Raw genomic sequence first — 23296 nt, 5'->3', positions numbered from 1 at the left:
TGGGATATGACCATGACTGATGCAGCCCTGCTGACCCGGATTAGCATCCGCCCCATGTGCGAGGCCGATCTGGAAGCCGGTTACAACCTGTCAAAGGCATTGTCCTGGCCGCATCGTCTGGAAGACTGGCAATTCATGTTTTCCGTGGGGGAAGGTGGCGTGGCCGAGACCGATGCGGGCGAGGTCATCGGCACGATTATGTGGTGGCGGTATGGGAAAACCCATGCCTCCCTTGGCATGGTGATTGTCGATGATGCCTGGCGCGGGCACGGGATCGGCCGGCGGCTGATGACCGAAGCCCGCAATGCCCTGCCGGGTGCGACCATTCACCTCAACGCCACCCCCACGGGGGTGCCGTTATATGAGAAAATGGGCTTTCGCCCCTGTGGCATTGTCGAGCAGCGGCAGAGTAATGCCGCGGCACAGCCGCTGATCGCCCTGCCCGACGGGGTGCGCCTGCGCCCTGCGGGGCACAATGACCTTGATGCCCTCGTGGCGTGTGACACGCAGGCATGCGGCATGGACCGGCGCGAGCTGATTGCCGCCCTGCTCACGGCAGGCAAGGGCATGATTGTCGATGAAGGGGGAAAGGTGGCCGGTTATGCCTTCTGCCGCAAATTTGGCTGGGGCATGGTTGTTGGCCCCGTTGTCGCGACATCGCTTGAATACGCGGCGGCCATGATCGCTTACTGGATCGGCAGCCATGCCGGGCAGTTCATGCGCCTTGATATTCCCCAGGATTCCGCCCTGTCACGCTGGCTTGACGAAATCGGGCTGCTGCGCGTCGATGCGGTCGCGGCCATGGTGACAGATAGCCAAGACAGTCATGACGCGGAGAGCCCGATGCATCGTTTTGCCCTGTGTAGTCAGGCTTTTGGTTAAGGAACACGTCATGTCCATGGTTCTCAAATCCACGGCCGAACGGGCTGAAGTGTGGGGCAGGCTGTTTGCGCAGTACCTGCCCGATGTCCCCTTCCGGGTCTGGCCCGATATCGGCGACCCGGCGGAGGTTGAATACCTTGCCACCTGGGTGCCCCCTGAAAACCTGCAGGAGCTGTTCCCCAACCTGAAAGTCCTGTTTTCGGTTGGCGCGGGCATCGACCAGTTCGACCTGGGCCTGATCCCGCCCCATATCCAGGTCGTGCGCACCATTGAAACCGGCCTGACCGATGGCATGGTGGCTTATGTGCAGTTTGCCGTGCGGGCCATCCAGCGTGACATGCTGCGCTACATCCACCAGCAGCGCCAGCATGTGTGGCAGGCGCTGCCTGTGCGCAGTGCATCACAGTTCCGGGTGGGGGTGATGGGGCTTGGGCAGCTCGGCGTGCCTGTGGCGCAGTCCCTGCGGGGCATGGGCTATGTTACGCAGGGCTGGGCACGTTCGCGCCACGTCATTGATGGCGTAAAATGCTTTGCTGGTGAAGCGGAGCGAACCGAATTCCTGGCCACCACCGATATCCTTGTATGCCTGCTGCCCCTGACAGCGGAGACGACGGGGATCCTGAACCGTGACCTGTTTGCGCAGATGCCGCGCGGGGCTGCCCTGGTGCAGTGCGGGCGCGGGCGGCAGATGGTGATGGATGACCTGATGGCAGCCCTTGATGAAGGGCAGCTTTCGGCCGCCATACTCGATGTAACGGACCCCGAGCCCCTGCCTGCCGACCACCCGCTATGGGACCGGCCGGATGTGCTGATTACGCCGCATATTGCCAGTTCCACGCCTGCGGAAAGTGGCGGCATGACGATCATCAACAATATCCGCCGCTACCTCAACAACGAAGCGCCGGTTGGCCTGGTTGACCGCGCGATGGGATACTGACCCCATACAGGCATGGCTGATGTTGCGGCATGCAGCGCGCGCGACATCACCCCTGCGCCAGGGTATCGGCAGCCGGTAACGTGCTTTTTTGCAGATAAAAAATGCCGCCTTTCTTTTTGAAAGGCGGCATGTTGCCATGGGCATGGAGCTGGCCTTCCTGTGCGGCAGGCCAGACTGATTACATCAGCTTGTCCTTGATGCGGTAATACATGCCAATGGCGGGCAGGAAGTGTTCAGCCAGCCCATACATGGGAATGCGCGGCCAGGGCATGTTCTCCAGCGGGTTGGCATGCGGGTTGCCCGCAATCACATCCGCCATGCACTGCCCCATATGCACCGACATCTGCGTGCCATGGCCGCTATAGCCCATGGTGTAGAAAACGCCGTTCCATTCACCCGCGCGCGGCAGGCGGTCAATGGTCATGTCCACATCGCCACCCCAGCAGTAATCGATGCGGATATCGGGCACCTGCGGGAAAACGCTCTGCAGTGCCGAGCGCAGCATGTCGCCGCTCGAGATATCCGTGCTTTCGCGGGATTTGGAAAAACGGGCCCGCCCGCCAAAGATCAGGCGGTTATCAGCAGCAATGCGGAAATAGTGATGAATGTTTTGCGTCGTGACCACGTTGCGGTGGCCGGGCATGATCGACTTGACCGTGGCGTCATCAAGCGGCTCGGTTGCCACGATAAAGCTGCCGACGGGCATGATGCGCTTGCGGAAATAGGAGGGCGCATGCCGGCTCGTGCCGGTGGCCAGCAGGACTGCCCCGGCATCGATCACGCCATGGGGGGTGGTGACGCGGGTGATTTTGCCCTCGCGGCGCAGGGCGGTCATGGGGGTATTTTCAAAGATCTGCCCGCCAGCCTTGAGCACGCTGTTGGCCAGGCCGATGCCGAACTTGCCCATGTGCATCTGCCCGCTATGCGGATACAGGACGCCGCCTGCAAATCTGGATGAACCGATTTCATCGCCCAGTTCATTGGCTTCCAGCAGGCGGGAATCCGGGTCAACATCAAGGGCGATGCGCGCCTGATCCGCGCGCAGGCTGGCCATGTGGCTTTCGCGGCTGGCCAGCTTGAGTTTGCCGCAGCGGCGGAAATGGCAGTCAATCGCGTTTTCCGTGACGATGCGCTCGACTGTATCAACCGCGCGGTTCAGCACCTTGTACAGCCGTGCCGCCGTGGCAACGCCAAGCTTGTCGCAGGCCATGCCATAATTGCCAGCCAGGCCGTTATTGACATGGCCGCCATTGCGGCCCGACGCCTTGCCGATAACCCGCTCTTCATCAATGACCACGACGCTGGCGCCGGATTTGGCCAGTTTCAGCGCGGCGGAGAGGCCGCTAAACCCGGCACCGATCACCACCACGTCCGCTTTTGCGGGCAGGGCGGCAATCGGCGTGCCGGTAAAGGCCGGTGCGGTATCCAGCCAGTAAGATGTCAGCTTCATTGGAAATGACTCCGTATCCGATCAGGATGTAAGCGATTGACTGGCTTCAGACAGGTTGAGGGTGGCCGTCTCGGGCGCCCATCGCCATGAAATGGCGGCCCCCAGTGTCAGAAGCATTGCGGCCACCAGCATCATGGCGTGTACCCCGAACTGTATCGTGCCCATGGGCAGCAGCACGGTGCCCACCGCAGCCCCGAGCCTGCTGGCCGATGAGGCGAAGCCTACGGCGGTGCCACGAATTTCGGTGGGAAAGAGTTCATTGGGGTAAACAAACTGTAGGCCACTCCCGGCGGCTTCAACCGCAGAGTATATTATGAATGCAATGATTATAAACCAGTTGGCTGGGTGGGGATAGAGACCCACGAAAAATAAGGCGATCGCGCCCCACGCGAATGAACCGATCAACAGTTTACGCCGGCCCATTACATTGATCAGCCCCAGCGAGACAGGAACGGAGCCAAGTAACGTGAAGCTCGTTACAATGCATGAGGCCAGAAGCGAGTTCCCCATCTTCAGCTGCTCGAGTATCGGGGCCTGCAGGGTATGGATGGCAAAGGAGGGCGCGCTCTGCAGGATCCAGAAAGCGCACACAAAAGCCAGCGCGCCACGATAGCGGCTTTGGAACAGGTGCCTGAGCGACAGCCTGGCGGTGCCGGTGGGCTTGGGCTCATCAATCAGCACATGCGCGCCCAGATGCTCGCGCACAATGGCCCTGGCCTCATCCGCGCGACCGGCCTGCATGAGCCAGCGCGGGGATTCCGGCATGCCGATGCGAAAGAGCATGAGCAGCGCCGAGGGCACCAGGCTTGACCCCAGGATGATGCGCCAGTTATCGGGGAAATAGAGTGAAAGCAGGTAGCCCGCGATAAAGCTGACGATATACCCCACCCACCAGAACGTAATCAGCCCCGACAGCACGGGACCACGCCAGACACGGGGCATGAACTCGGTTACGTAGGCGGTGGCAATGGGGTAATCCGCGCCGATGGCCATGCCGATCAGCAGCCGCCAGAACAGCAGCGCATACAGGCTGCCTGCAAAATACTGCGCGCACGAGCATATCGCGAACATGAGCAGGTTGAGGGTATAGAGCCGCTTGCGGCCCAGGCGGTCTGAAATGATGCCGCCACCCAGCCCCCCGAGCAGCACGCCAAACAGCGAGGATGCGCCCAGCAGCCCCGTCATGTTGCCTGACAGGTGGAAGTCCTTGACCATGATGGGCAGGGCGATGCCGATGATGCCCAGGATATACCCATCGCAAAACGGACCGCCACCGGCGACAAGAGCCAGTCGCAGGTGGAAGCCCGAGGGTTTGAGATCATCGATGAGACAGGGGGAAGTCTGTGGTTGTTCTTGCATTGTGCGGCCGGTCCCATCCTTCATGATCGCTGGTGGATATGTGCGGGTAAGCGGGATATGCCGCCGGTGGCGCAGGGGCTGTGTGCCAGGGCTGCGAGCCGGTGAACCACACGCGCAGCCCCGTTCTGGCCCTGCCCACAACGGACATCTCGATTTTCGATGATGGTGCTGTCACAAACGGGCACGCGATCCGTCATGGATCGCGTGCAGCCTGCCTCAGTCGTAGATCATGAACAGTTCGTTGCGGTCCGCCATGTCAGCCAGTTCCTTCATGGTTGAGAAGTGGTAATCCGGCTTGGTCAGCTCGGCTACGGCAATCGTGCCACCAAAGCCGCCGATGGCCTTGCGGCGCTCGATCCAGCACACGGTGTAACCGAGGTCACGCCCCACCGAGATGTCATGATACTGGCTTTGCGCCACATGCAGGATCTCGTTTTTCACGATGCCGTCACGGCTCAGGCGTCCACGGGCGAAGGCAAAGAACTCGGGGTCCGGCTTTTCGCACAGCGCATCATCCACCGTGACCGAATCATGGAAGGGCATGCCCAGGGTCTTTTCCATGCCCTTGAAGGCCCAGCGCTGCGTGTTGGTCATGGCCACGAGCTTGAAGTGCTTGGCCAGGCGGGCCAGGGCATCGACTGAATCGGGGAAGGCGGGCCAGTCATGGGCGGCCTGGGCGAAGGCCTTTACATGCTCCGCGCCCTCGGGCAGGCCAAAGCGCGGGGCCAGGGTTTCATAGATGGGCATCAGGTCATCGGGGAAATTAAGGGTCTCGCCGCGTGCCCGCATCTCGCGGTAAGCGCTCAGGAAGGCTTCGCGCTCCACTTTCTTGCCCGCTTCACCACACTGGGTGTGAATGAAGTTCATCATGCCGGTTTCAAAATCGATCAATGTTCCCACAACATCGAACGTCAGGGCCTTGGGTAAACGCTTCATGATATTTTTCAGCCTGTTGTAGTGATTAGAAACCCGTGGTGAAGGACAGGACGCCAGCAAAGCCGCCGCCAACATAGTACTGCGGTGCGGAGGCCGCGACCTGGTGTCCGTTGACCATCATGGCCTGTCCATTGGTCTTGATGCTGCTGGTGCCCGACAGGTAGCCGTTATTGCCGATGTTGATCAGGTTCAGCTGGATCTGCGGGTGCTTGGCATACCAGAACGACTTGAACCGATAGCCCATGTTCATGTTGAATGTTTCGTAGCTGGGGATCGATTCATCGTTCATGAAGGTCGAATACTGCTTGCCGATATAGTTCATGTTGAACCCGGCAAAGACGGAGCCATTGTCGTAGTTCAGGCCGACGGCCACCGTGACTTCGGGTGTATTGACCGCGTTCTTGCCAGCCGTGGGCAAGTAGACCGTCGTGCCATCGGTTGCGGCGGCCTTCAGGTTGTTGTCGATGGTGGCATGTTCATACTGCGCGGAGACATACGGGCTGAAGTGATGCCACGGGCGCAGGCCGATTTCGATCTGGGCGCCACGCGCGGTCTGGCCACCGGCATCGATGGATTCCGAGATCGCCTGCGTGCCGGAATAGGTTGTCGTGCTGAGCTGGCGGTGGGTGAAGTTGTAGTTGAACAGCGCAAGCGACAGGTTGACGAAGCCGGTGTGGCGGTAGCCGATTTCTTCCCCGATGGCGAATTCAGGCTGCAGGCCGCTGGCGTGGCGGGTGGAGAGCTTGCCGTTGGAAATGCTGTAGCGATCCGCGTAGGTCATGATCGAGGCGGGCATGCGGAACGAAGACGTGCCGTTGATGTAAATCTGGTCATGCGGCGTGATCTTGTAGCTGGCCATGAACTGCGGCAGCGGTTCGGCCACGCTCTGCCCGGTGCCATAGGTCACATCGGGGATGGCGTTGGTTTCGCTGCGCGTCACCATGACTTCCTTGAAGCCCGCGGTCAGGGTCAGGCGGTCATGCAGCGCGCGGTAGGTATCGTTGATGAACAGCGCGTTGGTCTGCTGGATGAGGTGGATGTTGTAGGTGGAGAGCACCTGCCCGTTCTGGGTCAGGATGGCATTGCTGCCCCACTGGCCCGATGGCGTACCATCGCCATTGGCCGCCTGGTAGCTCTGCGGTTCCGACTGGTCGAAGTAGGAATACCATGCGCCGCCCGTCAGGGTGTTGTGGCCCTTGGTCCATGACAGCGCGGCGTTGATGCCGGAATAGGCGAGGGTATAGGTGTCGATCGACCCGGCAAGGATGGAGGAGCCGGTCTGGGCGCCGGTGTTCTGCAGGGTGCCCGCAGGCTGGCTGCCAAAATAGGAGCCGTTGCGGCTCAGGGTCGAGGCACCGTTGTCGTAACCCCAGGAGTAGGTGAAGTAGGGGGTGACATCGAGCGTCAGGCCCTTGGCCAGCTTGACATTGACCGGCGCGCCCATGGTGATCTTCTTCATGCGGTTTTCTTCAAAACCGTAGTAATTCGCGGGCGTGCTGCCGCCAGGCGTGTCGTTGTAATTGAAGTTGACGCCGTACTGGTTCCACTGCGCCTTGGTGGGCGCGCGCAGGTAGTACTGCTGGGCGTCGTTATAGGCAAAGACAAGCGATGCACGGTTGCCGTCGCCCCATTCCTTCAGGAACTTCATGTCGACATGATAACGCTTTGTCGCGCCAACGCCACGCCATTCATCGGCCGTGCGGTCGGAAAAGGACACGAAGCCGCGAATGCCGGTATGGCCGATTTCGCCCGTGTCGAAACGCACGAACTCACGCCGCAGGCTGAAAGAGCCGTAGCTGAAGTTGACATGGCCGCCCATCTTGCGTGACGGGTCGCGCATTTTCACCGACATTTCACCGCCGACGGCGTTGTACAGCGGGGATTTCGTATCCGGCGAGCCCTGGGTCAGGGTAACGGATTCAATGTTTTCGTTATCGGATGATGCTGATGTGTAGGGCAGGAGGTAAACCGGGGCGGCGGCCGGTATGCCTTCGAACAGGTAGCCGATTTCCTGCTGGTTCAGGCCACGGATGGTCAGGCCCTGCTGGTCATCATTGGTGCCCAACGGGTCATTGCCACCATAAACGACGCCCGGCAGGCTGGCGATCATGGCAACCGCGTTGGAGGTCGGGCTCTGTTTTGCAATGAAGTCGCGGGTCAGCCCGCTACGTGATTTTGCAACGGTCTGCGGTGGCATGAGGCCGCCGCCCGGGGTGGTGTTTGTCACCCCGTTTGATGTTGGCGTGCCGTGGGTGACGTGAATGAATTCCGTCTTGGCCTGCGGTGGCGCTGCGGCAGCGGCCGTGGCGGGCTTGGCTGTTGTCGTGGTTGTCTTGGCGTGTTGTGACGCGGCGGTTCTGGTGCTTTCCGCTGCATCGGCGCCCGCGCTCATGAAAGGCAGCATGAAGGAGGCCACAGAAAGGAACAGGAACCTGGACCGTGACCATGCCGGATAACGGGAAAGATCAGTACGGACGGTCGTCTGGATACCGACCAATGAGCACAATTTGTTGTCAGTCATTGCGATCCCCTGAGCGCGTCGTTCGAAATGGAGTGAAGTCGAACCGATGGCGGTTTCTTGCTTTCGATACTGCAACATTCTGCCCATAGAACGGGAAGGGCATACTATCAATTTATATTCCGCAACCAGAACATAATCGCGTTGTTTCGCCTCAAATGAGAGGAAAATGCCGATTCATTATGAAAGTATAATAATCAGGAAATTTTCAGACCAATCTGCCGTCTGGAGCAGGGCGCAGGCTGCAAATAGAGTATAAGTTGTTATAATATAAAAACAAATATGTCACGGATGCGTGTTCCGGCTATCGGGGCGGGAAAGGATATGCCGTGTTTCATGCGCCTGAACGGGCATGCAGGTAGAGAACATGACGTTACATAAAGGTAACGATATGATGTCTCACCCCCTGCATGCCGCATCTGGCGCGCCCGGATTGCAGGCCGCTGGCCGGCCTGTTCCCCATGGCGGGCATCCTCGCGCTGCGTGCGGCGCCGGTCCCGTATTGGAATTCGCAGCCTGTATCTGGTATTTTGCGTTTTACTGCAGTCAGGAGAAACTCCCGTGCCCAGAACGGTTATTGTGCAGCCGCCCGGCGGCTTCGATCATGTGATCATGTCCGAGCAGCCCATCCGCGCGCCGGAACATGGTGAAATCAGGGTCAGGCTGCATGCGTCCTCGCTGAACTATCATGATTATGCGGTTGTCAGCGGTATGTGGGCACCTGCGGTGCCGCGCATCCCCATGGCCGATGGTGCGGGTGAAGTGGTGGAAGTGGGCGCAGGCGTGAGCGAATTCGCGCCCGGTGACCGGGTTGTCAGCACGTTCTTCCCCACATGGCTTGGTGGCGCGCCTGATGTGATCGGCTTCACCACCGTGCCGGGCGATGGCGTGGATGGCTATGCGCGCGAGGAGGTAACCGCGCCCGCCACCTCCTTTACCCATGCGCCGCGCGGCTGGTCGCATGCCGAGGCGGCGACGCTGACCACGGCGGGGCTGACGGCGTGGCGCGCGCTGTTTGTCGATGATGCGGTAAAGCCCGGTGATACGGTGCTGGTGCAGGGCACGGGCGGCGTGTCGGTCTTTGCGCTGCAATTTGCCAAGATGGCGGGGGCCACGGTCATCGCCACCTCATCGAGCGCTGCCAAGCTCGAGCGCCTGCGCGCCCTTGGCGCGGACCATGTGATCAATTACCGCGAAAACCCGCAATGGGGCGCTACCGCATGGGAACTGACCGGCGGGCGGGGCGTGGACCATATCATCGAGGTCGGTGGTCCCGCCACGCTGGCGCAGTCGATGGCGGCCATCCGGGTGGCGGGCCATATTTCCGTCATCGGCATTCTGACCGGCGTGGCGGGCCAGCTGGAAGTGGTACCCATGCTGCTCAAGCAGTTCCGGCTGCAGGGCGTGCTGGTGGGCAGCAGGGCTGACCAGCAGGCCATGGTGCGGGCCTTTGAGGGCAATGGCATCCGCCCGGTCATTGACCGCAGCTTCGCGCTTGAAGAGATCGTGGCCGCTTTCCGCTATCAGGAAAGCAACCAGCATTTTGGCAAGATCTGCCTGGAGTTCTAACAAGCAGGTCAAGAGAGTAAGAGATTTCTTGAAAGTTCGCTCGGGGAACATCCAGTAATCATAAGAAAGTTTTTGGTGAAGCTTTTTCCAGAAAGCTTCAAGGAATGCCGCCTTTTTAAAAAAGGCGGCACCCAAAAACTTTTGTTATTTCAATCAATGAATTGTTTTCAAGCAGTCTCTAAACGCGATCGGCTGCCCCCTTTATTTTGAAAGGGGACGCTTTTTCTGTAACGCCTGCGCGGGCGGCCTGCTAGATCAGGCCGTAGCGGCTCAGAAGATCGCCAATTTCCGTACCATCGGCCATGTGGCGCACCACGCCTGATGCGGGGATCTTGCGGGCATCGCGCAGTTCGGCTGCGGCCTGCAGCAGCATCCGCACATCGTAAACGCTGCCAAATACTTCTGGCACGGCACGGTCAATGTCGAGCAGCGTATAGACCGCCTCCATCGCGGTGCGGACCGAATATTCGGTCGTGAACACCGTATCACGCGGCGTTTCGGCAAACTGGCCCAGAAAGGCGAGGTTGACGCTGCCCGCGGGCACGACCTTCGGCCGGTCGCCTGCCGCGCGCGGCATGAACTGCGCGGTGATGAAGGGCATCATGCACGGATGGGTGGTGGCGCCCGTGGCGGCCATGTCGTCAATCTGGTCTTCCGGCACGCCCATGTGGAACAGCCATTCGCGCGTGATTTCCTCGCCGGTGCAGTCCTGCATGGGTTTCTTGACGTAATTGCCCGGCACGTCGCTGAACAGGCCGTACAGCCATGCCACCATCTGTCCTTCGGGCTGGCCCTTGAAATGCGGCTGCCGGCTGACCACCCAGCTCATCAGCCACGCGGAATCGCGGATGGTGATCGGCCCGCCCGTAACCGTGCGGCCCGAGAAGGGGTCGCGCCCCGTTACCTTGTGCACCAGATCGGGAATGCGCGAATCACGCGTGGTGACGGTGGCGGATTCCCAGCGTGATTTCGTGGTATCGCCACAGAACACGTCAGGCCGGCCGAAGGCGGGGTCCTGTGCCGCGATGTTGCGCCATAGCTGCCAGATATTGCCCTCGGCAATGCCGGTTTCGATCGGGGCCGGGGTGTGGTGGTCGCCCCAGCGGGAGTTTTCCACCATGGAGCCATTGGTCACGAACACCAGGTCGTCTGCCCTGATGTCGATGCCGCCGGGCTGGCCGTTCTCCAGCAGGTCGATGCGGGTTGCGACCTTCTGGCCGCCTGCCGTGTCAACACGCACATTGGTCGCCTGCACGCCGTGGCGGAACACCACGCCCTGTTCCGCAAGCCACGTGGCCACCGGCTTGCTGAGCGATTCCTGCTGGTTGAACTTCGTGAATTTGAGCGTGTGCAGGTCCTTGAGGCCCAGGATCTGGTGCACGAAACGGGCGAGGTAGCGTTTCATCTCGATGGCGCTATGCCATGTCTCGAACGCGAACATGGAGCGCCAGAACAGCCAGAAATTCGATTTCATGAAATCGGCTGACAGCACATCACTGATCGTCTTGCCATCGAGCCTGTCCTCATCCGTCAGGATCAGGGCCAGGATCTCGCGCCGTGCCTTGCCGGTCAGGGTCAGGCTGTCACGGTCGGGCAAGGGCTGGCCGCGGTCGTGCATGGCGCGGATGGGGCTGCTGCTGGGGTCGGCGCGGTTGAGGCGGTAGAACTCATCAAGCACGGAGGCGCCGGGCACCTCCAGCGACGGGATCGAGCGGTACAGATCCCACAGGCACTGGAACTGTTCTTCCATTTCCCGGCCACCGCGAATGAGCCAGCCGGTCTCGGCGTTGCCCGTGCCATCAAGCGCGCCGCCATCGGCACCGGAGGCTTCAAGAATGGTGATGTGTGCTGGCGGCATGCCCGCATCACGGATCAGGAAGGCGGCGGCAGCCATGCCACCAAGGCCGCCGCCTATGATCCAGGCCGCGCGGGTGTCAATCCCGGCGGGTTTTTCGGGGCGGACGAATGCTTCAAAGTTGCTATGGGCATATCTCATGGAATTTGCGCCTTGCTGGGGCCATGGATCATGGCCCGGCCATCTTCCCCTGATGGGAAAGTCTGCTGAACATAGCGCGATTTTTTAGCATTCATGTCGTTGATATTGATCAATTGGCAAGGCGGGGATGCATGGGCCGTACGGGCCGGACGCGGTACGCCAGGCAGTGCGCCCGGCGTTCAGGCGCAGGGCCGTATATGACACTTTCATGAAAACCCGTTTCATAGGCTGTGGCAGGCCTTGTCATCAGGTGTCGTGACTGTATGGCAGGGATGAACCTGCCCTGCGTGTTCCGGGGCGCATGGCTGGGCACAGGATTATAAAGAAGATAAAATGAAAAGCATTATTATAGCCCTGCTCTGTATTGGCCTGAGCACGCCGGTTTATGCCCAGTCGCATATCGATGTCGGGTTCTCGCCCGAAGGATCGGCAACCGAACTGGTGCTCAACGTGATCAAAAGCGCCAAGAGCCAGATCCGCATGATGGCGTTCTTTTTTAGCGCCGATAACGTGGTCGATGCCCTGATCAAGGCCAGAAAGCGCGGCGTGGACGTGGCGATCGTGCTGGATGAGGAAGGCAACCAGGGCAAGGGCAACCAGATGGCCATCGCACGGGTCAGGGATGCCGGCATCCAGGTCAGGATGGATGATGTCTATGCCGTGCAGCACGACAAGGTCATCATTACCGACGGCCAGAACGTCGAGACCGGCTCCTTCAATTTCACCAAGGGGGCCCAGCGCAAGAATAGTGAAAATGCCCTGGTGATCTGGGATGACCCCACCCTTGCGCAGGCTTATCTGGCCCATTGGCAGAACCGCTGGGATCACGCCCGCTAGAGCAGATCCAGTTTGATTGGACACATTCTACCTGGTGAAGATGCTCCAGGCCTGGCGTTTCAGCCCGCCTCCCGGCCAATCAGGGCCAGCAGGGCTTCCGCCGCCGGGCTGCGGTAGCGCTCCTTGTGGCGCAGCCCGTAAAAGGCGCGCGGGCCAAGCGCGCGCGGCACGGCATGCAGCGTGCCCGCCTGCAATGCGGGGGCGATGACCAGTGAAGACAGCGCGCCAACGCCCGCCCCGGCCTCGATCGCGGTGCGCACGCTTTCGTTGGAGGGGAGGACAAGCCCGATTTTCAGCTCTTCCGGCGCAATTCCCAACTGGCGCAGCTGGTGCTCCAGCGTGGCCCGCGTGCCCGAGCCCGGCTCGCGCATGACCCATGTGGCCGCGCGCAGCCAGTCCGTGCTGGCATGGGCGGCCGGGCAGGGGGTGGCCTGTATCAGGGTCAGGCGGTCGCTGCCCAGCGGCCATTGCGCCAGGGCAGGGTCATCGACAAGGGCCTCGACAATGCCGAGGTCAACCACGCCATCACGCACCCGGTTCGCGGCTTCCTCCGTGTTGCTGATGGCGACGTCAACGATAATATGCGGATAGAGCTGGCGGAATGACACAACAAAGCGCGGGAGCCAGTAGGCCGCAATGGTCTGGCTGGCCACCACGCGCAAGGTGCCCCGTTTCAGGCCGCTGAATTCCTCCAGCATGTTTTCCGCCGCGGCTACCTGCGCCAGCACGGCCCGGGCTTCGGGCAGGAACAGGCGGCCTGCCTCCGTCAGCCGGATGCCGCGACCGATACGATGGAACAGCTTGATGCCGTGGCGCTCTTCGAGGGCCGCAATGGCGGCCGACACGGCGGATTGCGTTACGTTCAGGGCCCGGCTGGCGGCGGTGACGTGCTCGCGTTCGGCCACGGCAATGAAAAGGCGGAGCTGTTCAAGGGTCATGCCCCAGCCCTATCACAATCAATCATGATAAACGATTAAAACGAGAAGAACTATGCATTGGATTGATTGAATGCCCACCTCCTACCCTGCGTGGCGAAAGGGAGGATACCGTGACGACCATGCCATGCAGGCCACCATTCCTGTTGAGGAACATTGATTTTTCAGCGCGTGTCGCACCGGGTGTCGGACTGTGTCTGTCCATCACCGCGCTCGCCATCGGGCTTGAAAAGGCGCAGGCGGCCCTGTTTGGCAGGGCATGGCTGGAAGCCCTCAACATGGCCCTCCTGCTCGGTGTGGGCCTGCGTGCGATCTGGCGGCCTGCGCCTGCCTGTGGGCCAGGCATAAACTGCTGTGCCCGCACCGTGCTCAATATCGCCATCGTGCTGCTCGGGGCCTCGTTCAGCGTGGGGGCGGTGCGGGCGATCGGGCCGGGGCTGGTGGCGGGGGCCATGGGCATTGTGGCGTTCAGCCTGGTCTTTACCTGCTGCGTGGGCTGGCTTGCGCGATTGCCCGCGCGGCAGACGCTGCTGGTGGCCTGCGGCAATTCCATATGCGGCAATTCGGCCATCATGGCGGCGGCCCCGGTCATCGGGGCTGATGATGACGAGGTGGGCGCCAGCATTGCCTTTACGGCGGCTGGTGGCCTTGTGGTGGTGCTGGGGCTGCCGTTCGTGGTGCCCCTGCTGGGCCTGTCCAATTGTGCAGGGGGCGTGCTTGCAGGGTTGAGCGTTTATGCCGTGCCGCAGGTTGTGGCTGCCGCAGCGCCCTTTGGCATGGCGGCCGTGCATGTCGGCACGCTGGTCAAGCTGGTGCGGGTGCTGATGCTCGGCCCGGTCTGCGTGGCGCTGGCCGTGACTGCCAGCGCATGGCGCGCGCGTGAGGCGGCGGAGGGATCACGCCTGCCGCCCCTGACCCGGCTGGTGCCGTGGTACATCATCGGGTTTGTGGTCATGATGGTGGTGCGCACGGCGGGGGGCATTCCGGCGGGGCTTGTCGTGCCGCTCAACCATGTGGCCACGTTCCTGACCATCCTTGCCATGGCAGCGCTCGGGCTGGGGGTGGAACTCCGGGCCATTGCGCGCTCGGGCAGGGCGCTGGTGGTTACGGTCACCATTTCACTGCTCGGGCTGCTGGGCGCAAGTGTTGCGCTGGTGCGCTTCATGGTCGGGGGGTAGGACGGTGCGGGATGGAGGCTGCCATCCCGCACGGCAGGGTCAGTCCTGGTCCTTCAGGGCCTTTGCCTCTTGCGCACGCGTGGCGAAGGGTACTTCCTGCCTGTCATCAAGTTCATCCATGCTGCCGCCTGAATTGCCGAGGTTTTCCTCCAGCCATGCCTGCTCGATGGGCTCGCCGTTCGCATCGAGCGGCACGGGTGAGTCAACGGGGATCTGGCCCGCGTCGGGGTTGCTTTCCATCCCGACCAGTTCGGATGCGGCTTCGCGGTAGGCGGCAGCACCACAGCCGGGCTTGCCGTCGGCTTCCCACAGTTCCTGGGCTTTGGCGGTGATGCGGGCTTCGGTTTCGGGCGTGGTGGCCAGGGGGTTCTGCATGATCATGTCCTTGGTAGCGTGTTCGGTTTGAAATCAGTCTAGGACGACGGATGCCTCGCTGGTCAGCACCCGGAAGATAAAGCTCTCCTGCAGGTAAAGTTCGACCGTATCCGCCGTATGGGCCAGATAGCCGATCGAGAAATCCTGCCCGATATCAAGCTGCATGTCGCCGCCGCGCAGCGAGATGACAAAGGCCCCTTCAATGGCGGGCGCCCAGACCAGCTTGCCCTCGATCAGGCTTTCGATGTGCTTGCGCACCGGATAGCCTGCATCATCACCGCCGCTGACCGCCTCATATGCCTTGGCGCCAAGCACGATGGCATAGGGGCCGTTGACGCCCGCAAGGCGTAGCGCGCCAAGGGCATCGGCAATGGCATGCGGGTAATCCTTGACCGATGCAGGCAGCTTGACATGCGCGTTGGAGGTCGCCTGTGCAATGCCCTTCATGCCCGCCGCGGCATAGCCGGTGAAAATGGCGCGATCCTCGGCAAAGGCGATTTTCCTGGCCGCATCCTTCACCGGCTGCCAGTCGGCATCGCGTGCGCCGCGTTCCACCGCGTCGATTTCCGCGCGTGACAGGGTAAAGGGCACGCGCAGTTCCACCACCGGCAGCACGTCGCGTATTACGGCCTGCACGCCGTCGGTGGGTGCATCGATGCGCCTGTCGCGCCCCGTGCCCACGGCGGCGAAGGCCGTGCCCCTGGGTTCGGAAACATCAACCACGCGCCGCCCGGCCAGGTGGCGGCGCAGGGTGCGGGTGGCTTCCTCCTCGATTTCGGTCCAGGCGGCGGACGAGACGGGGGCGAGGTGTCTGTGCAGGTTGTTCATGTCTGGTGTCCTTTACTTCAATGATCCGATGCCAAGCGAGCCGGTTGCTTCTGCCACGGGGTGCGGTGCTGCGGGCGGTGGGGCGGCAACGGCGGCCTGTGGCACGGGCAGGTCGGGTGCTGCATCAAGGAAATCGCTGGTGGGAATGAAGAACAGGTTGCCGGTCACCGCCGTGCTGACATCAAGCAGCCGGTCGTAGTTGCCCGGCGGCAGGCCCACGAACATGTTGTCGAGCATGCGCTCGATGCGTGCGGGCGAGCGGGCATAGCCAATGAAATAGGTGCCGAATTCGCCCGTGCCCACCGTGCCAAAGGGCATGTTGTCGCGCACGATCTGGAGCTGCTGGCCGTTTTCTTCGATATTGGTCAGCACGTTATGGGCATAGCTGGGCTTGGCGGCCTCAGGCAGCTCGATATCCGATACCTTCCTGCGGCCAATGATGTGTTCCTGCACCTCGGTGGGTATGGCATCCCATTTTTTCAGGTCGTGCAGGTATTTCTGGATGATGACATAACTGCCGCCCGCAAAGGCCGGGTCTTCATCACCGATCAGTGTTGCATCACGCGCGGGCTGGTCCACCGGGTTTTCAGTGCCATCGACAAAACCGAGCAGGTCGCGGGCATCGAAATACTTGAACCCGTGCACTTCATCCACCACCGTGGCAACGCCTTCGAGCCGCGAGACGATGGCGGTCGCGAGTTCAAAGCACAGGTCCATCCGTGTCGCGCGGATATGGAACAGGAGATCGCCCGGCGTGGAGGGGGCATGGTGCACGCCATTGATCTCGGCAAACGGGTGCAGGTCCATCGGGCGCGGTGCGCCGAACAGGCGGTCCCACGCCTCGGACCCGATGCCGGTTATGCAACTGAGCCGACCATCATCAATGCGGAATCCGACCCCGCGCACAAGTGATGACAGGTCGCCCATCAGGTCGCGCACCTGCGGGCCGACCTCGGTGTCGGGGCTGAGGGTCAGGACAAGGAAAACCGCAGCCTGGGTCAGCTTTGTATCAATGGGTTGGGGTGTGGCCAATGCTCTCGAACTCCCTGCAGGCAACGCGCAACGCTTATGGCGGCCTAGCATAGGCAGGTGGCGGGGCGTGACAAGATGGGGCGGCAGGGGGCAGGTAGGCGGATTGAACACGCGGCAGCCCCGGTCAGGGGAGGGGCCCTTTAAAATATTTCCATGATCCTGGGCCGGTCCAGCATGATGCGCTGCGACGAGAGGCGTTTGATCAGCTGCATATCTTCCAGTTCCTTGAGCATGCGGCTCGTCGTTTCAACGGCAAAGCCCAGGTAATCGGCAATATCCCTGCGGTCCATGGCCAGGGTCAGGATATTGGAGTGCCGGTCATAGAAATCGGCCTGTTTGCTGCATTCAAGCAGGAAACCCGCCAGCCGCTTGACCACAAGCGGGTAGGTGGCCAGCAGCAGGTGGCGCTGCGCGGCCTTTGTGTAATTGAGCGCCTGCTGCAAGAACAGGGTCTGGATGCGCGGATGGATCTCGATCAGCTTGAGCAGCGCGGGATAGGGAATCTGGAACAGGTAGGTATCCACCAGCGTAATGGCGGAGGCGGGATAGACCCCGTCTTCAATGGTGCCGAACATGTCGTCAGGCCACATGAAGGCAAAGATGTGGTTGCGGCCATCATTCAGGTGATGTTCCAGCCGCACGGCGCCTGAACGGATGCGGTAGACATATTTGCCCGCTTCGCCCTGGGTGTAGATACGGCGTTTTGCGGGTCTGTGTATTTTCGTGGAGATCGCGTTTAACGCCTCCCGTTCGGTGTCAGTAAGCGTGAAATCTCTGAACATCATGAACATCTATATGCATGGACGCGTTGTTTTTGTGTGTTCATCAAGGATCGGCCCCATGATGGGTGGCGGGGCATTTCATCCTGCGGCCCCGATATGGACAGCCATCAGATGGTGCGCGCCTTTCGTGGCCATCAGGGTCGCGCAGGTCGGCACCGTCTTCATTCCATTCTATGATCATCCGCCAGGGGTATGTAATCTAACACTCATATATACGATACCGTATCGTATCGCAATATGACATATAGGAAGCGCCTATAAAAAACGATCTGTCGCGGGGGTGGAACTGCGGGCAAAACGCCGCCTTGCTGAAACGCTGGCGGCATCCGGAAATCCCTATTTTTCCTGGATGCAGATGCCGGACGTAAAGATATTCCACGCGCGTTCAAAGAAGCGCGCCCGCATCTGCGGGTCATGCAGCATGTTCAGGCCCAGCATGGTGTTCTGTAGCGGCCAGCCCAGGAACAGGCTGAGCAGGACGCGGGTTGTCTCTTCATGGTTGGTGGAGTGGATGCGCCCCGCATCGGCGGCGGCCTTGATCAGGCGGCTCAGCGTGGCCACGAAGGGTTCCACGATGGTCCGCATCATGTCCTCCACGAAGAAGGCGATGCGATGCCCGTCCGCAATGACAATACGGTAGGCTTCAAGCGTTTCGGGCCGCAGCATGAAGTCAAGGAAGAACTCGCTGATTTCACGCGTGGCGACCAGCGGGTCGGTGGAGGAGGCCTCGACCGCACCTGCCGCCTCGAGCAGCAGTTTGCCACGGGCCGCCACCACCGCGCGGAACAGTTCTTCCTTGGATGCGTAGCGTCGGTACAGGCTGGCCTTGCTGCACTCCGCCACGCGCGCGATCCGTTCCAGCGACGTGGCGGCGTAACCCTGCTTGATGAACAATGCCGTTGCAACTTCAAGAACATGCCGGTCGAGTTGCGCCGAGCCTTCAGGCGTCGGACGCCCGCCCGTATGTGGCGGTCTTGATGGTACGTCAGACATTCTTCGTTCTTAACTCCAGCCGTGAGCCAGTCATATTATGTCATGAAACATAACATGGTATGCAGGCATGGTGCCATCCAGCCTGTCGGCACGGGGATGCCAGAACGGGGGCGTGTGTTCAAATGGTCATTGCGAATGGGTGGTTCGCCCATGTTCCGGGCTAGCTGCCACCCTTCATCCGCAAAGAAAGCCGCGCGACCTGCCCGGACAGGAACGCCCCCCGGGTGCTTGCCACGAGATTGATGTCCACGCCCCGGGCATTTTCCATGACCAGGCCAGCCGTGCCGTGATGGATGGTGGCCGTGCCGCCCACGCTCCAGTACGTGCCATTGAAGTCCTGCAGGTGGCCAAGGTTGCGCACGCAGCCCTGCGCCCGCATCACCATGCCGCCCACGCTTGGCATGCCGCCGCCCCGTATGGTGAAGGGGTAGGCGTGCGTGCCGTCATACAGCGTGCCCTGGCCCCAGACATAACCGATCCCTGCCGCAACATGGTGCGCCGAGAGTTCGATCCGGGCATCGGTGGCCTCGCACGCGGCCTGCGCCGTGCCGTGAAAGATCAGGGAACTGGCGAGGACCACAAGGCCTGTATGCCGGAAGGGGTTCATTGCATGATCCAGTGAAAGAAGAGCAGGGACCATCCGTTTTTTTTGAACGGAACGGTTCGGTTTCGTTTAATTGGCGGCAAAAGGCCCGTCAATGACAAAACCGTGCCACCCCGCCATTTCCTGCGCCGGGTGCGATAGTCCCTGAACAGTTTTCCGAAAGCAACGTAACAGTATAATGCCTTGGAATTATAAAAGTTTTGGTAAATATTTTTTAAAAAGCCTCGAAAGGCGATACCCGGAAACCTTTATTTCATGAATGACCTTTTGTTCAGGCAATCTCTTACGGCTGCCTGATGGTGCCAGGCTCCAGCCTCACCGGCTGTCGCGGCGCAGTTCATAAGCGCGCAGGTTCAGGTCCGTCAGGTTAAGGATGGGGGTGGCAACGCCATGGGCACGGGCGCGGGCAACGAGATCGCCAATGATCTGCTGCGCTTCCACCGGCGCACCCTGCGAGAGGTCGCGGAACATGGAGGATGTCAGCGTGGAGTCAGGCTGCGTCAGCCTCCTGGTAATGCCGTTGATGGTGTCAGGCGCGAGCGGGTAACCCGCGGCTGCCGCAACCGTGGTGCATTCGTTTATCGTGGCATGCACGAAATCGGTGCCGCCGGCCAGGCGGGCCACCTCGCCTACGCTCGCGCGCATGAGGCAGCATAGCGTGCCCAGCGAGGCCAGGAGCGACCATTTGTTCCACATGTCCTGCACGATGCGGGAGGAGGGCACTGTCTCGAACCCCGGCGCGCGCAGGGCGTCCGCCATGGCATTGGCGTCCTGTTCGGCCACCAGCGGGCCGAATACCAGCCGCGGGGTAACGCCCACCTGATGGATGCGGCCTTCGGCATCGAGGCTGCTGACGATGAAGCAGGTTCCCCCCATGACTGCCTCGCGGCCAAAGCGGCTGGCCAGCACCTCAAGGTGCTGCATGCCGTTGAGCAGCGGGATGATGCGCGTGTCTGGCCCGATGGCAGGCGCCATGTCGGCCATTGCGGCGGCAAGGGAATAGGCTTTTACGCTCAGGATGACGATATCGTAGGGATGGGCGATCTGATCCGCCGTGATCATGCGCGGGGCCAGCGTTGCATCGCCCAGCGGGCTGACAAGGCACAGCCCTGTTGCGCTGAGTTGCGCCTGCCGCCGCGGCCGCACGAGAAACGTCACGTCATGGCCCGCCGCTGCCAGGCGCGCGCCAAAATAGCCCCCCACGGCACCCGCGCCGACAACAAGGATCTTTGGAGTCATCATCGTGTTTCCCGCCTGTATCCGGTCCTGCGTTTCAATGCGAATCTGCTCCCGTCCTGCCTGAGTGGTCAATGCCCGGGTGGTCAGGCTGGCATGCGCGCGGGGGCGGCCTGGTGGCGCATGCTTCACGGCCATCGGTTCCCTGCCCGCGCAGCACGGACGGCAGGCAGGGCGGGCAGGCGGTTCCGCTGCCCCTTGTGGCCGGTTATTTTTCAGGTAAGGGCATGTTTCGGGCCTGTCCGGCCATGCCGTGCCGGAGGGCATGCAGGAGGATGACATGGCCAGCGTGCCAAAACGGATCCAGTCCATCGTGCGGTCCGCCGCCATTCTGGAAGTCATGGCGCAGGCAGGGGGCAGCGCGCGGCTGGGCGAAATCGCGGCGAAGGCAGGCATGGAAAAAACCACCGCCCACAACATCCTCCAGACCTTCGACCACCTTGGCTACGTGCAGCGCAGGCCGGGCGACATGCGCTACCACCTGGGCGGGCGCATTCTCAACCTGTCGCGTATCATGGGTGATGACCACGGCCTGCGTGCGCGCATGCGCCCGACGCTTGAAGCCATTGCGCGGCATAGCGGGGCGACCGTGCACCTTGGCGTGCCCAGCGGCGATGAGGCTGCCTATCTCGACCGGGTGGACCCGCATGCCCCCGAAGGGTCCGCCACGCCCGCGCAGCGGCGTGAAACCATCGAGGGTTCGGCAGTGGGGCTGGTGTTCCTGGCCTTTGTGCCCGGCATGGGCCAGCGCGTGCTCAGCACCCGCGCCCATGCGCTTGACGGGCGTGTGCGCGACCAGATCGAGGCCGTGCGCCTCAGGGGGTACGCGCTTGACCTTGAAAGCTACCGCCCCGGCCAGAACGCGGTGGCCGTGCCGTGGCGTGAACATGGCGAGGTCCGGGCCGCCATTGCCCTGACCGGCCCCTGTGCCGACCTGCCACGCCCGCGCCTTGTGCGGCTGGCCTGGATGATGATGCAGCACGTGGCGCGCGCCACGGTTCAGCAATGTTGAACAAATCGGGATTTTGGTGATTGGTGTGTTACGCCCGCGCAGGCGCGGGGCTAGGCTGCGCTTTTTATGCAAGCCGTGGATGCCGACATGAAACTGACCGATGCAATGACCATGATGGAGGCCGCCCTGGCCGAGGCGCGCAAGCGCGGGTTTGGCGTGTGCATTTCCATCGTGGATGCCGGGGCATGGCCCGTGGCCTTTACCCGCATGGATGGCGTGCCGCTGGGCCTGATCGATGTCGCGACCAAAAAGGCGCGCACGGCGGCCCTGTTCCATATGGACAGCGCCGATCTGGCCACGATCGCCCGCCCCCAGGGCGAGGCCTACACGCTGGAAAACACCAATGGCGGCCTGACCAGTTTTGGCGGTGGCCTCGTGCTCAGGGGCGCGCATGGCAGCGTGGTCGGCGCGATTGGTGTCTCTGGCGCGCCCACGGAGGATGATATCGCCATCGCCCGCATCGCTGCCAACACGCTCGGGGCCTGAGCGCCCCCTTACCTGACCCGGACCCGCTCCCATGACCCAGACCGCCCCCCCTGCCAGCGGGGTTGCCCCCATCGCGGCGCCCCATGGCGCAAAAGCAGCTTTCTTCATCCTTACCTTCGGCACGTTCGTGGTCGGCACGGGTGAGTTCGCCATCATGGGCATGCTGCCCGAATTCGCAGCCTCGCTCGGGCTGTCCGCCTCCGATGCGGGGCATGCCATTACGGCCTATGCGCTGGGTGTGGTGGTCGGCGCGCCGCTCATCACCATTCTTGGCGCGCGCCTGTCGCGGCGCGAACTGCTGCTGATCCTGTTTGCCCTGTTCTGCTGCGCCAACCTGCTCAGCGTGGCCATGCCCACGCCGGGGCTGGTGGAGGTGGCCCGCTTCATCACCGGGCTGCCGCATGGCGCGCTGATCGGCATCTCGGCGCTGGTCGGCGCCTCGATGGTCGAGCGCGCGCGGCGTGGCTGGGCCGTGGGGCGCATCCTGTCGGGCATTGCCATTTCCACCCTGGTCGGCGCGCCGTTCTCCACCTTTGCCGCCGATCATTTTGGCTGGCGTATCGCCTATCTCATCATCGCGGCGCTGGGGCTGCTGACGGTGGCGGGCATCTGGCGCTATATCCCCGCGGACCCGCCCAACCGCAGGAACTCCCCGCTCAGGGAAATCCGCGCCCTGGCCAATACGCAGGTGCTGCTCACGCTGGTGACGGCGTCGATCGGCTTTGGCGGCATGTTCGCAATCTACACCTACCTGACCAGCGTATTGCTCAACGTGACGCATGTGCCTGAATGGCGCATCATGATCTACATGATCGTGTGCGGCGCGGGCATGCTGATCGGTGCCAATGTGGGGGCGTGGATCGTGGACCGTAACCTCGACCGTGCCGCCCTGCTGGCGCTGGGCGGCAGCGCGGTGGTCATGCTCGCCTTTCCGCTGGTGCTGCACAATGAGCCGGCGCTCATGCTCGATGTGCTGCTCGTGCCCGCCTTCGTCAACGCGCTTGGCCCGGCATTGCAGACCCGGCTGATGGATTTTGCAGGCGATGCGCAGACACTGGCGGCCTCGCTCAACCATTCGGCCTTCAACATCGCCAACGCCCTCGGCGCATCACTGGGCAGCGCCCTGCTGGCGCGGCAGTTCGGGTATGGCGCGCTGGGGGTTGGCGGGGCGGTGCTGTCGGCCGGGGGGCTGGTGGTCTATGTGCTGGCCATGGCCCTGCTCAGGTGCCACGGGCAGGTGGAGGTGCGCGGCGATATTGAATGAGCAGCCGGTTCTAGTGTCCTGATTCTGAAGTTTCGCTGATTTTGGTAGTACGGAGGCAGAATCGCTTGACGGCCTGCAGGATGTCGT

The 23296-nt window shown here is 61.9% G+C and carries 21 protein-coding genes; 8 read left to right on the top strand and 13 right to left on the bottom strand.

All coding sequences use genetic code 11. The annotated features are described in order from the left end of the window. Window positions 1-12: 12 nt before the first annotated feature. Together DV027_RS13880 and DV027_RS13875 are read left to right on the top strand one after the other, a co-directional pair. Window positions 13-882 (top strand): GNAT family N-acetyltransferase, encoded by an 870-nt coding sequence (locus DV027_RS13880; RefSeq protein ID WP_242621925.1) that lies wholly within the window; start codon window positions 13-15, stop codon window positions 880-882. A gap of 10 nt (window positions 883-892) precedes the next feature. Further along, window positions 893-1819 (top strand): 2-hydroxyacid dehydrogenase, encoded by a 927-nt coding sequence (locus DV027_RS13875; protein ID WP_130732583.1) that lies wholly within the window; start codon window positions 893-895, stop codon window positions 1817-1819. Window positions 1820-1997: 178 nt separating this feature from the next. Here the strand turns inward: DV027_RS13875 and DV027_RS13870 are convergent, their stop codons facing one another. From DV027_RS13870 to DV027_RS13855, 4 genes are all read right to left on the bottom strand, one after another. Beyond that, window positions 1998-3269, bottom strand: coding sequence for an NAD(P)/FAD-dependent oxidoreductase (locus tag DV027_RS13870; RefSeq protein ID WP_130732582.1), 1272 nt, complete (start codon window positions 3267-3269; stop codon window positions 1998-2000). Between the two features lie 21 nt (window positions 3270-3290). Beyond that, window positions 3291-4628, bottom strand: coding sequence for an MFS transporter (locus DV027_RS13865; RefSeq protein ID WP_165399207.1), 1338 nt, complete (start codon window positions 4626-4628; stop codon window positions 3291-3293). 216 nt (window positions 4629-4844) lie between these two features. After that, window positions 4845-5564: an HAD-IA family hydrolase gene (locus DV027_RS13860; RefSeq protein WP_130732580.1), complete on the bottom strand. Its 720-nt coding sequence runs from the start codon at window positions 5562-5564 to the stop codon at window positions 4845-4847. Window positions 5565-5589: 25 nt separating this feature from the next. Then, on the bottom strand, window positions 5590-7956 hold the full coding sequence (locus tag DV027_RS13855) for a TonB-dependent receptor (RefSeq protein ID WP_242621924.1): 2367 nt from the start codon (window positions 7954-7956) through the stop codon (window positions 5590-5592). Between the two features lie 687 nt (window positions 7957-8643). On the opposite strand from DV027_RS13855, the gene DV027_RS13850 reads away from it, so the two are divergent. After that, window positions 8644-9651 carry a zinc-dependent alcohol dehydrogenase family protein gene (locus DV027_RS13850; RefSeq protein WP_207303498.1) on the top strand — a complete coding sequence of 336 codons (1008 nt, stop codon included), beginning with the start codon at window positions 8644-8646 and terminating at the stop codon, window positions 9649-9651. A gap of 250 nt (window positions 9652-9901) precedes the next feature. On the opposite strand, the gene DV027_RS13845 is transcribed toward DV027_RS13850, so the two are convergent. Next, window positions 9902-11647, bottom strand: coding sequence for an oleate hydratase (locus DV027_RS13845; protein ID WP_130732578.1), 1746 nt, complete (start codon window positions 11645-11647; stop codon window positions 9902-9904). A gap of 333 nt (window positions 11648-11980) precedes the next feature. On the opposite strand from DV027_RS13845, the gene DV027_RS13840 reads away from it, so the two are divergent. Then, a complete protein-coding gene (locus DV027_RS13840; RefSeq protein ID WP_130732577.1) occupies window positions 11981-12484 on the top strand; it encodes a phospholipase D family nuclease in 504 nt (167 codons plus the stop codon). A 59-nt stretch (window positions 12485-12543) separates the two neighbouring features. Here the strand turns inward: DV027_RS13840 and DV027_RS13835 are convergent, their stop codons facing one another. Continuing rightward, entirely contained in the window at window positions 12544-13422 is an 879-nt protein-coding gene (locus DV027_RS13835; protein ID WP_130732576.1) for a LysR family transcriptional regulator, read from the bottom strand. A 119-nt stretch (window positions 13423-13541) separates the two neighbouring features. Between DV027_RS13835 and DV027_RS13830 the strand changes: the two genes are divergently transcribed. After that, window positions 13542-14597: a YeiH family protein gene (locus DV027_RS13830; RefSeq protein ID WP_130732589.1), complete on the top strand. Its 1056-nt coding sequence runs from the start codon at window positions 13542-13544 to the stop codon at window positions 14595-14597. Between the two features lie 39 nt (window positions 14598-14636). Here DV027_RS13830 and DV027_RS13825 read toward each other — a convergent pair whose 3' ends face one another. From DV027_RS13825 to DV027_RS13795, 7 genes are all read right to left on the bottom strand, one after another. Then, window positions 14637-14972: a DUF2934 domain-containing protein gene (locus tag DV027_RS13825; protein WP_130732575.1), complete on the bottom strand. Its 336-nt coding sequence runs from the start codon at window positions 14970-14972 to the stop codon at window positions 14637-14639. Between the two features lie 33 nt (window positions 14973-15005). Then, the gene (locus tag DV027_RS13820) at window positions 15006-15800 is read right to left on the bottom strand and encodes a family 1 encapsulin nanocompartment shell protein (protein WP_130732574.1); all 795 of its coding nucleotides are present in this window, start codon (window positions 15798-15800) and stop codon (window positions 15006-15008) included. 12 nt (window positions 15801-15812) lie between these two features. Next, window positions 15813-16832 carry a Dyp-type peroxidase gene (locus DV027_RS13815; RefSeq protein ID WP_130732573.1) on the bottom strand — a complete coding sequence of 340 codons (1020 nt, stop codon included), beginning with the start codon at window positions 16830-16832 and terminating at the stop codon, window positions 15813-15815. Between the two features lie 140 nt (window positions 16833-16972). Then, window positions 16973-17617, bottom strand: a complete 645-nt coding sequence (locus DV027_RS13810) for a Crp/Fnr family transcriptional regulator (RefSeq protein WP_242621922.1) — start codon at window positions 17615-17617, stop codon at window positions 16973-16975. Between the two features lie 333 nt (window positions 17618-17950). After that, on the bottom strand, window positions 17951-18607 hold the full coding sequence (locus DV027_RS13805; RefSeq protein ID WP_130732572.1) for a TetR/AcrR family transcriptional regulator: 657 nt from the start codon (window positions 18605-18607) through the stop codon (window positions 17951-17953). Window positions 18608-18767: 160 nt separating this feature from the next. Next, complete coding sequence (locus DV027_RS13800) at window positions 18768-19214, bottom strand: hypothetical protein (protein ID WP_130732571.1); 447 nt, start codon at window positions 19212-19214, stop codon at window positions 18768-18770. A 312-nt stretch (window positions 19215-19526) separates the two neighbouring features. After that, window positions 19527-20450 carry a 2-dehydropantoate 2-reductase gene (locus tag DV027_RS13795; RefSeq protein WP_130732587.1) on the bottom strand — a complete coding sequence of 308 codons (924 nt, stop codon included), beginning with the start codon at window positions 20448-20450 and terminating at the stop codon, window positions 19527-19529. Between the two features lie 277 nt (window positions 20451-20727). Between DV027_RS13795 and DV027_RS13790 the strand changes: the two genes are divergently transcribed. The 3 genes from DV027_RS13790 to DV027_RS13780 all read left to right on the top strand — a co-directional run bounded on the left by DV027_RS13790 (window position 20728) and on the right by DV027_RS13780 (window position 23209). Continuing rightward, window positions 20728-21459, top strand: a complete 732-nt coding sequence (locus tag DV027_RS13790; protein WP_130732570.1) for an IclR family transcriptional regulator — start codon at window positions 20728-20730, stop codon at window positions 21457-21459. Between the two features lie 87 nt (window positions 21460-21546). Beyond that, entirely contained in the window at window positions 21547-21945 is a 399-nt protein-coding gene (locus DV027_RS13785; protein ID WP_130732569.1) for a GlcG/HbpS family heme-binding protein, read from the top strand. A gap of 31 nt (window positions 21946-21976) precedes the next feature. Further along, window positions 21977-23209 carry an MFS transporter gene (locus DV027_RS13780; protein ID WP_130732568.1) on the top strand — a complete coding sequence of 411 codons (1233 nt, stop codon included), beginning with the start codon at window positions 21977-21979 and terminating at the stop codon, window positions 23207-23209. The last annotated feature ends 87 nt before the right edge of the window (window positions 23210-23296 follow it).

This window comes from Komagataeibacter xylinus (assembly GCF_004302915.1).
Classification (GTDB): Bacteria; Pseudomonadota; Alphaproteobacteria; order Acetobacterales; family Acetobacteraceae; genus Komagataeibacter; species Komagataeibacter xylinus_C.
This window is presented reverse-complemented; position numbering and strand designations above follow the sequence as displayed.

Coding starts and splice junctions, on each gene's coding strand:
- DV027_RS13880 (WP_242621925.1), top strand. CDS start 13: ATGACTGATGCAGCCCTGCTGACCCGGATTAGCATCCGCCCCATGTGC.
- DV027_RS13875 (WP_130732583.1), top strand. CDS start 893: ATGTCCATGGTTCTCAAATCCACGGCCGAACGGGCTGAAGTGTGGGGC.
- DV027_RS13870 (WP_130732582.1), bottom strand. CDS start 3,269: ATGAAGCTGACATCTTACTGGCTGGATACCGCACCGGCCTTTACCGGC.
- DV027_RS13865 (WP_165399207.1), bottom strand. CDS start 4,628: ATGCAAGAACAACCACAGACTTCCCCCTGTCTCATCGATGATCTCAAA.
- DV027_RS13860 (WP_130732580.1), bottom strand. CDS start 5,564: ATGAAGCGTTTACCCAAGGCCCTGACGTTCGATGTTGTGGGAACATTG.
- DV027_RS13855 (WP_242621924.1), bottom strand. CDS start 7,956: ATGAGCGCGGGCGCCGATGCAGCGGAAAGCACCAGAACCGCCGCGTCA.
- DV027_RS13845 (WP_130732578.1), bottom strand. CDS start 11,647: ATGAGATATGCCCATAGCAACTTTGAAGCATTCGTCCGCCCCGAAAAA.
- DV027_RS13840 (WP_130732577.1), top strand. CDS start 11,981: ATGAAAAGCATTATTATAGCCCTGCTCTGTATTGGCCTGAGCACGCCG.
- DV027_RS13835 (WP_130732576.1), bottom strand. CDS start 13,422: ATGACCCTTGAACAGCTCCGCCTTTTCATTGCCGTGGCCGAACGCGAG.
- DV027_RS13830 (WP_130732589.1), top strand. CDS start 13,542: ATGCCATGCAGGCCACCATTCCTGTTGAGGAACATTGATTTTTCAGCG.
- DV027_RS13825 (WP_130732575.1), bottom strand. CDS start 14,972: ATGCAGAACCCCCTGGCCACCACGCCCGAAACCGAAGCCCGCATCACC.
- DV027_RS13820 (WP_130732574.1), bottom strand. CDS start 15,800: ATGAACAACCTGCACAGACACCTCGCCCCCGTCTCGTCCGCCGCCTGG.
- DV027_RS13810 (WP_242621922.1), bottom strand. CDS start 17,617: ATGATGTTCAGAGATTTCACGCTTACTGACACCGAACGGGAGGCGTTA.
- DV027_RS13805 (WP_130732572.1), bottom strand. CDS start 18,607: ATGTCTGACGTACCATCAAGACCGCCACATACGGGCGGGCGTCCGACG.
- DV027_RS13800 (WP_130732571.1), bottom strand. CDS start 19,214: ATGAACCCCTTCCGGCATACAGGCCTTGTGGTCCTCGCCAGTTCCCTG.
- DV027_RS13795 (WP_130732587.1), bottom strand. CDS start 20,450: ATGACTCCAAAGATCCTTGTTGTCGGCGCGGGTGCCGTGGGGGGCTAT.
- DV027_RS13790 (WP_130732570.1), top strand. CDS start 20,728: ATGGCCAGCGTGCCAAAACGGATCCAGTCCATCGTGCGGTCCGCCGCC.
- DV027_RS13785 (WP_130732569.1), top strand. CDS start 21,547: ATGAAACTGACCGATGCAATGACCATGATGGAGGCCGCCCTGGCCGAG.
- DV027_RS13780 (WP_130732568.1), top strand. CDS start 21,977: ATGACCCAGACCGCCCCCCCTGCCAGCGGGGTTGCCCCCATCGCGGCG.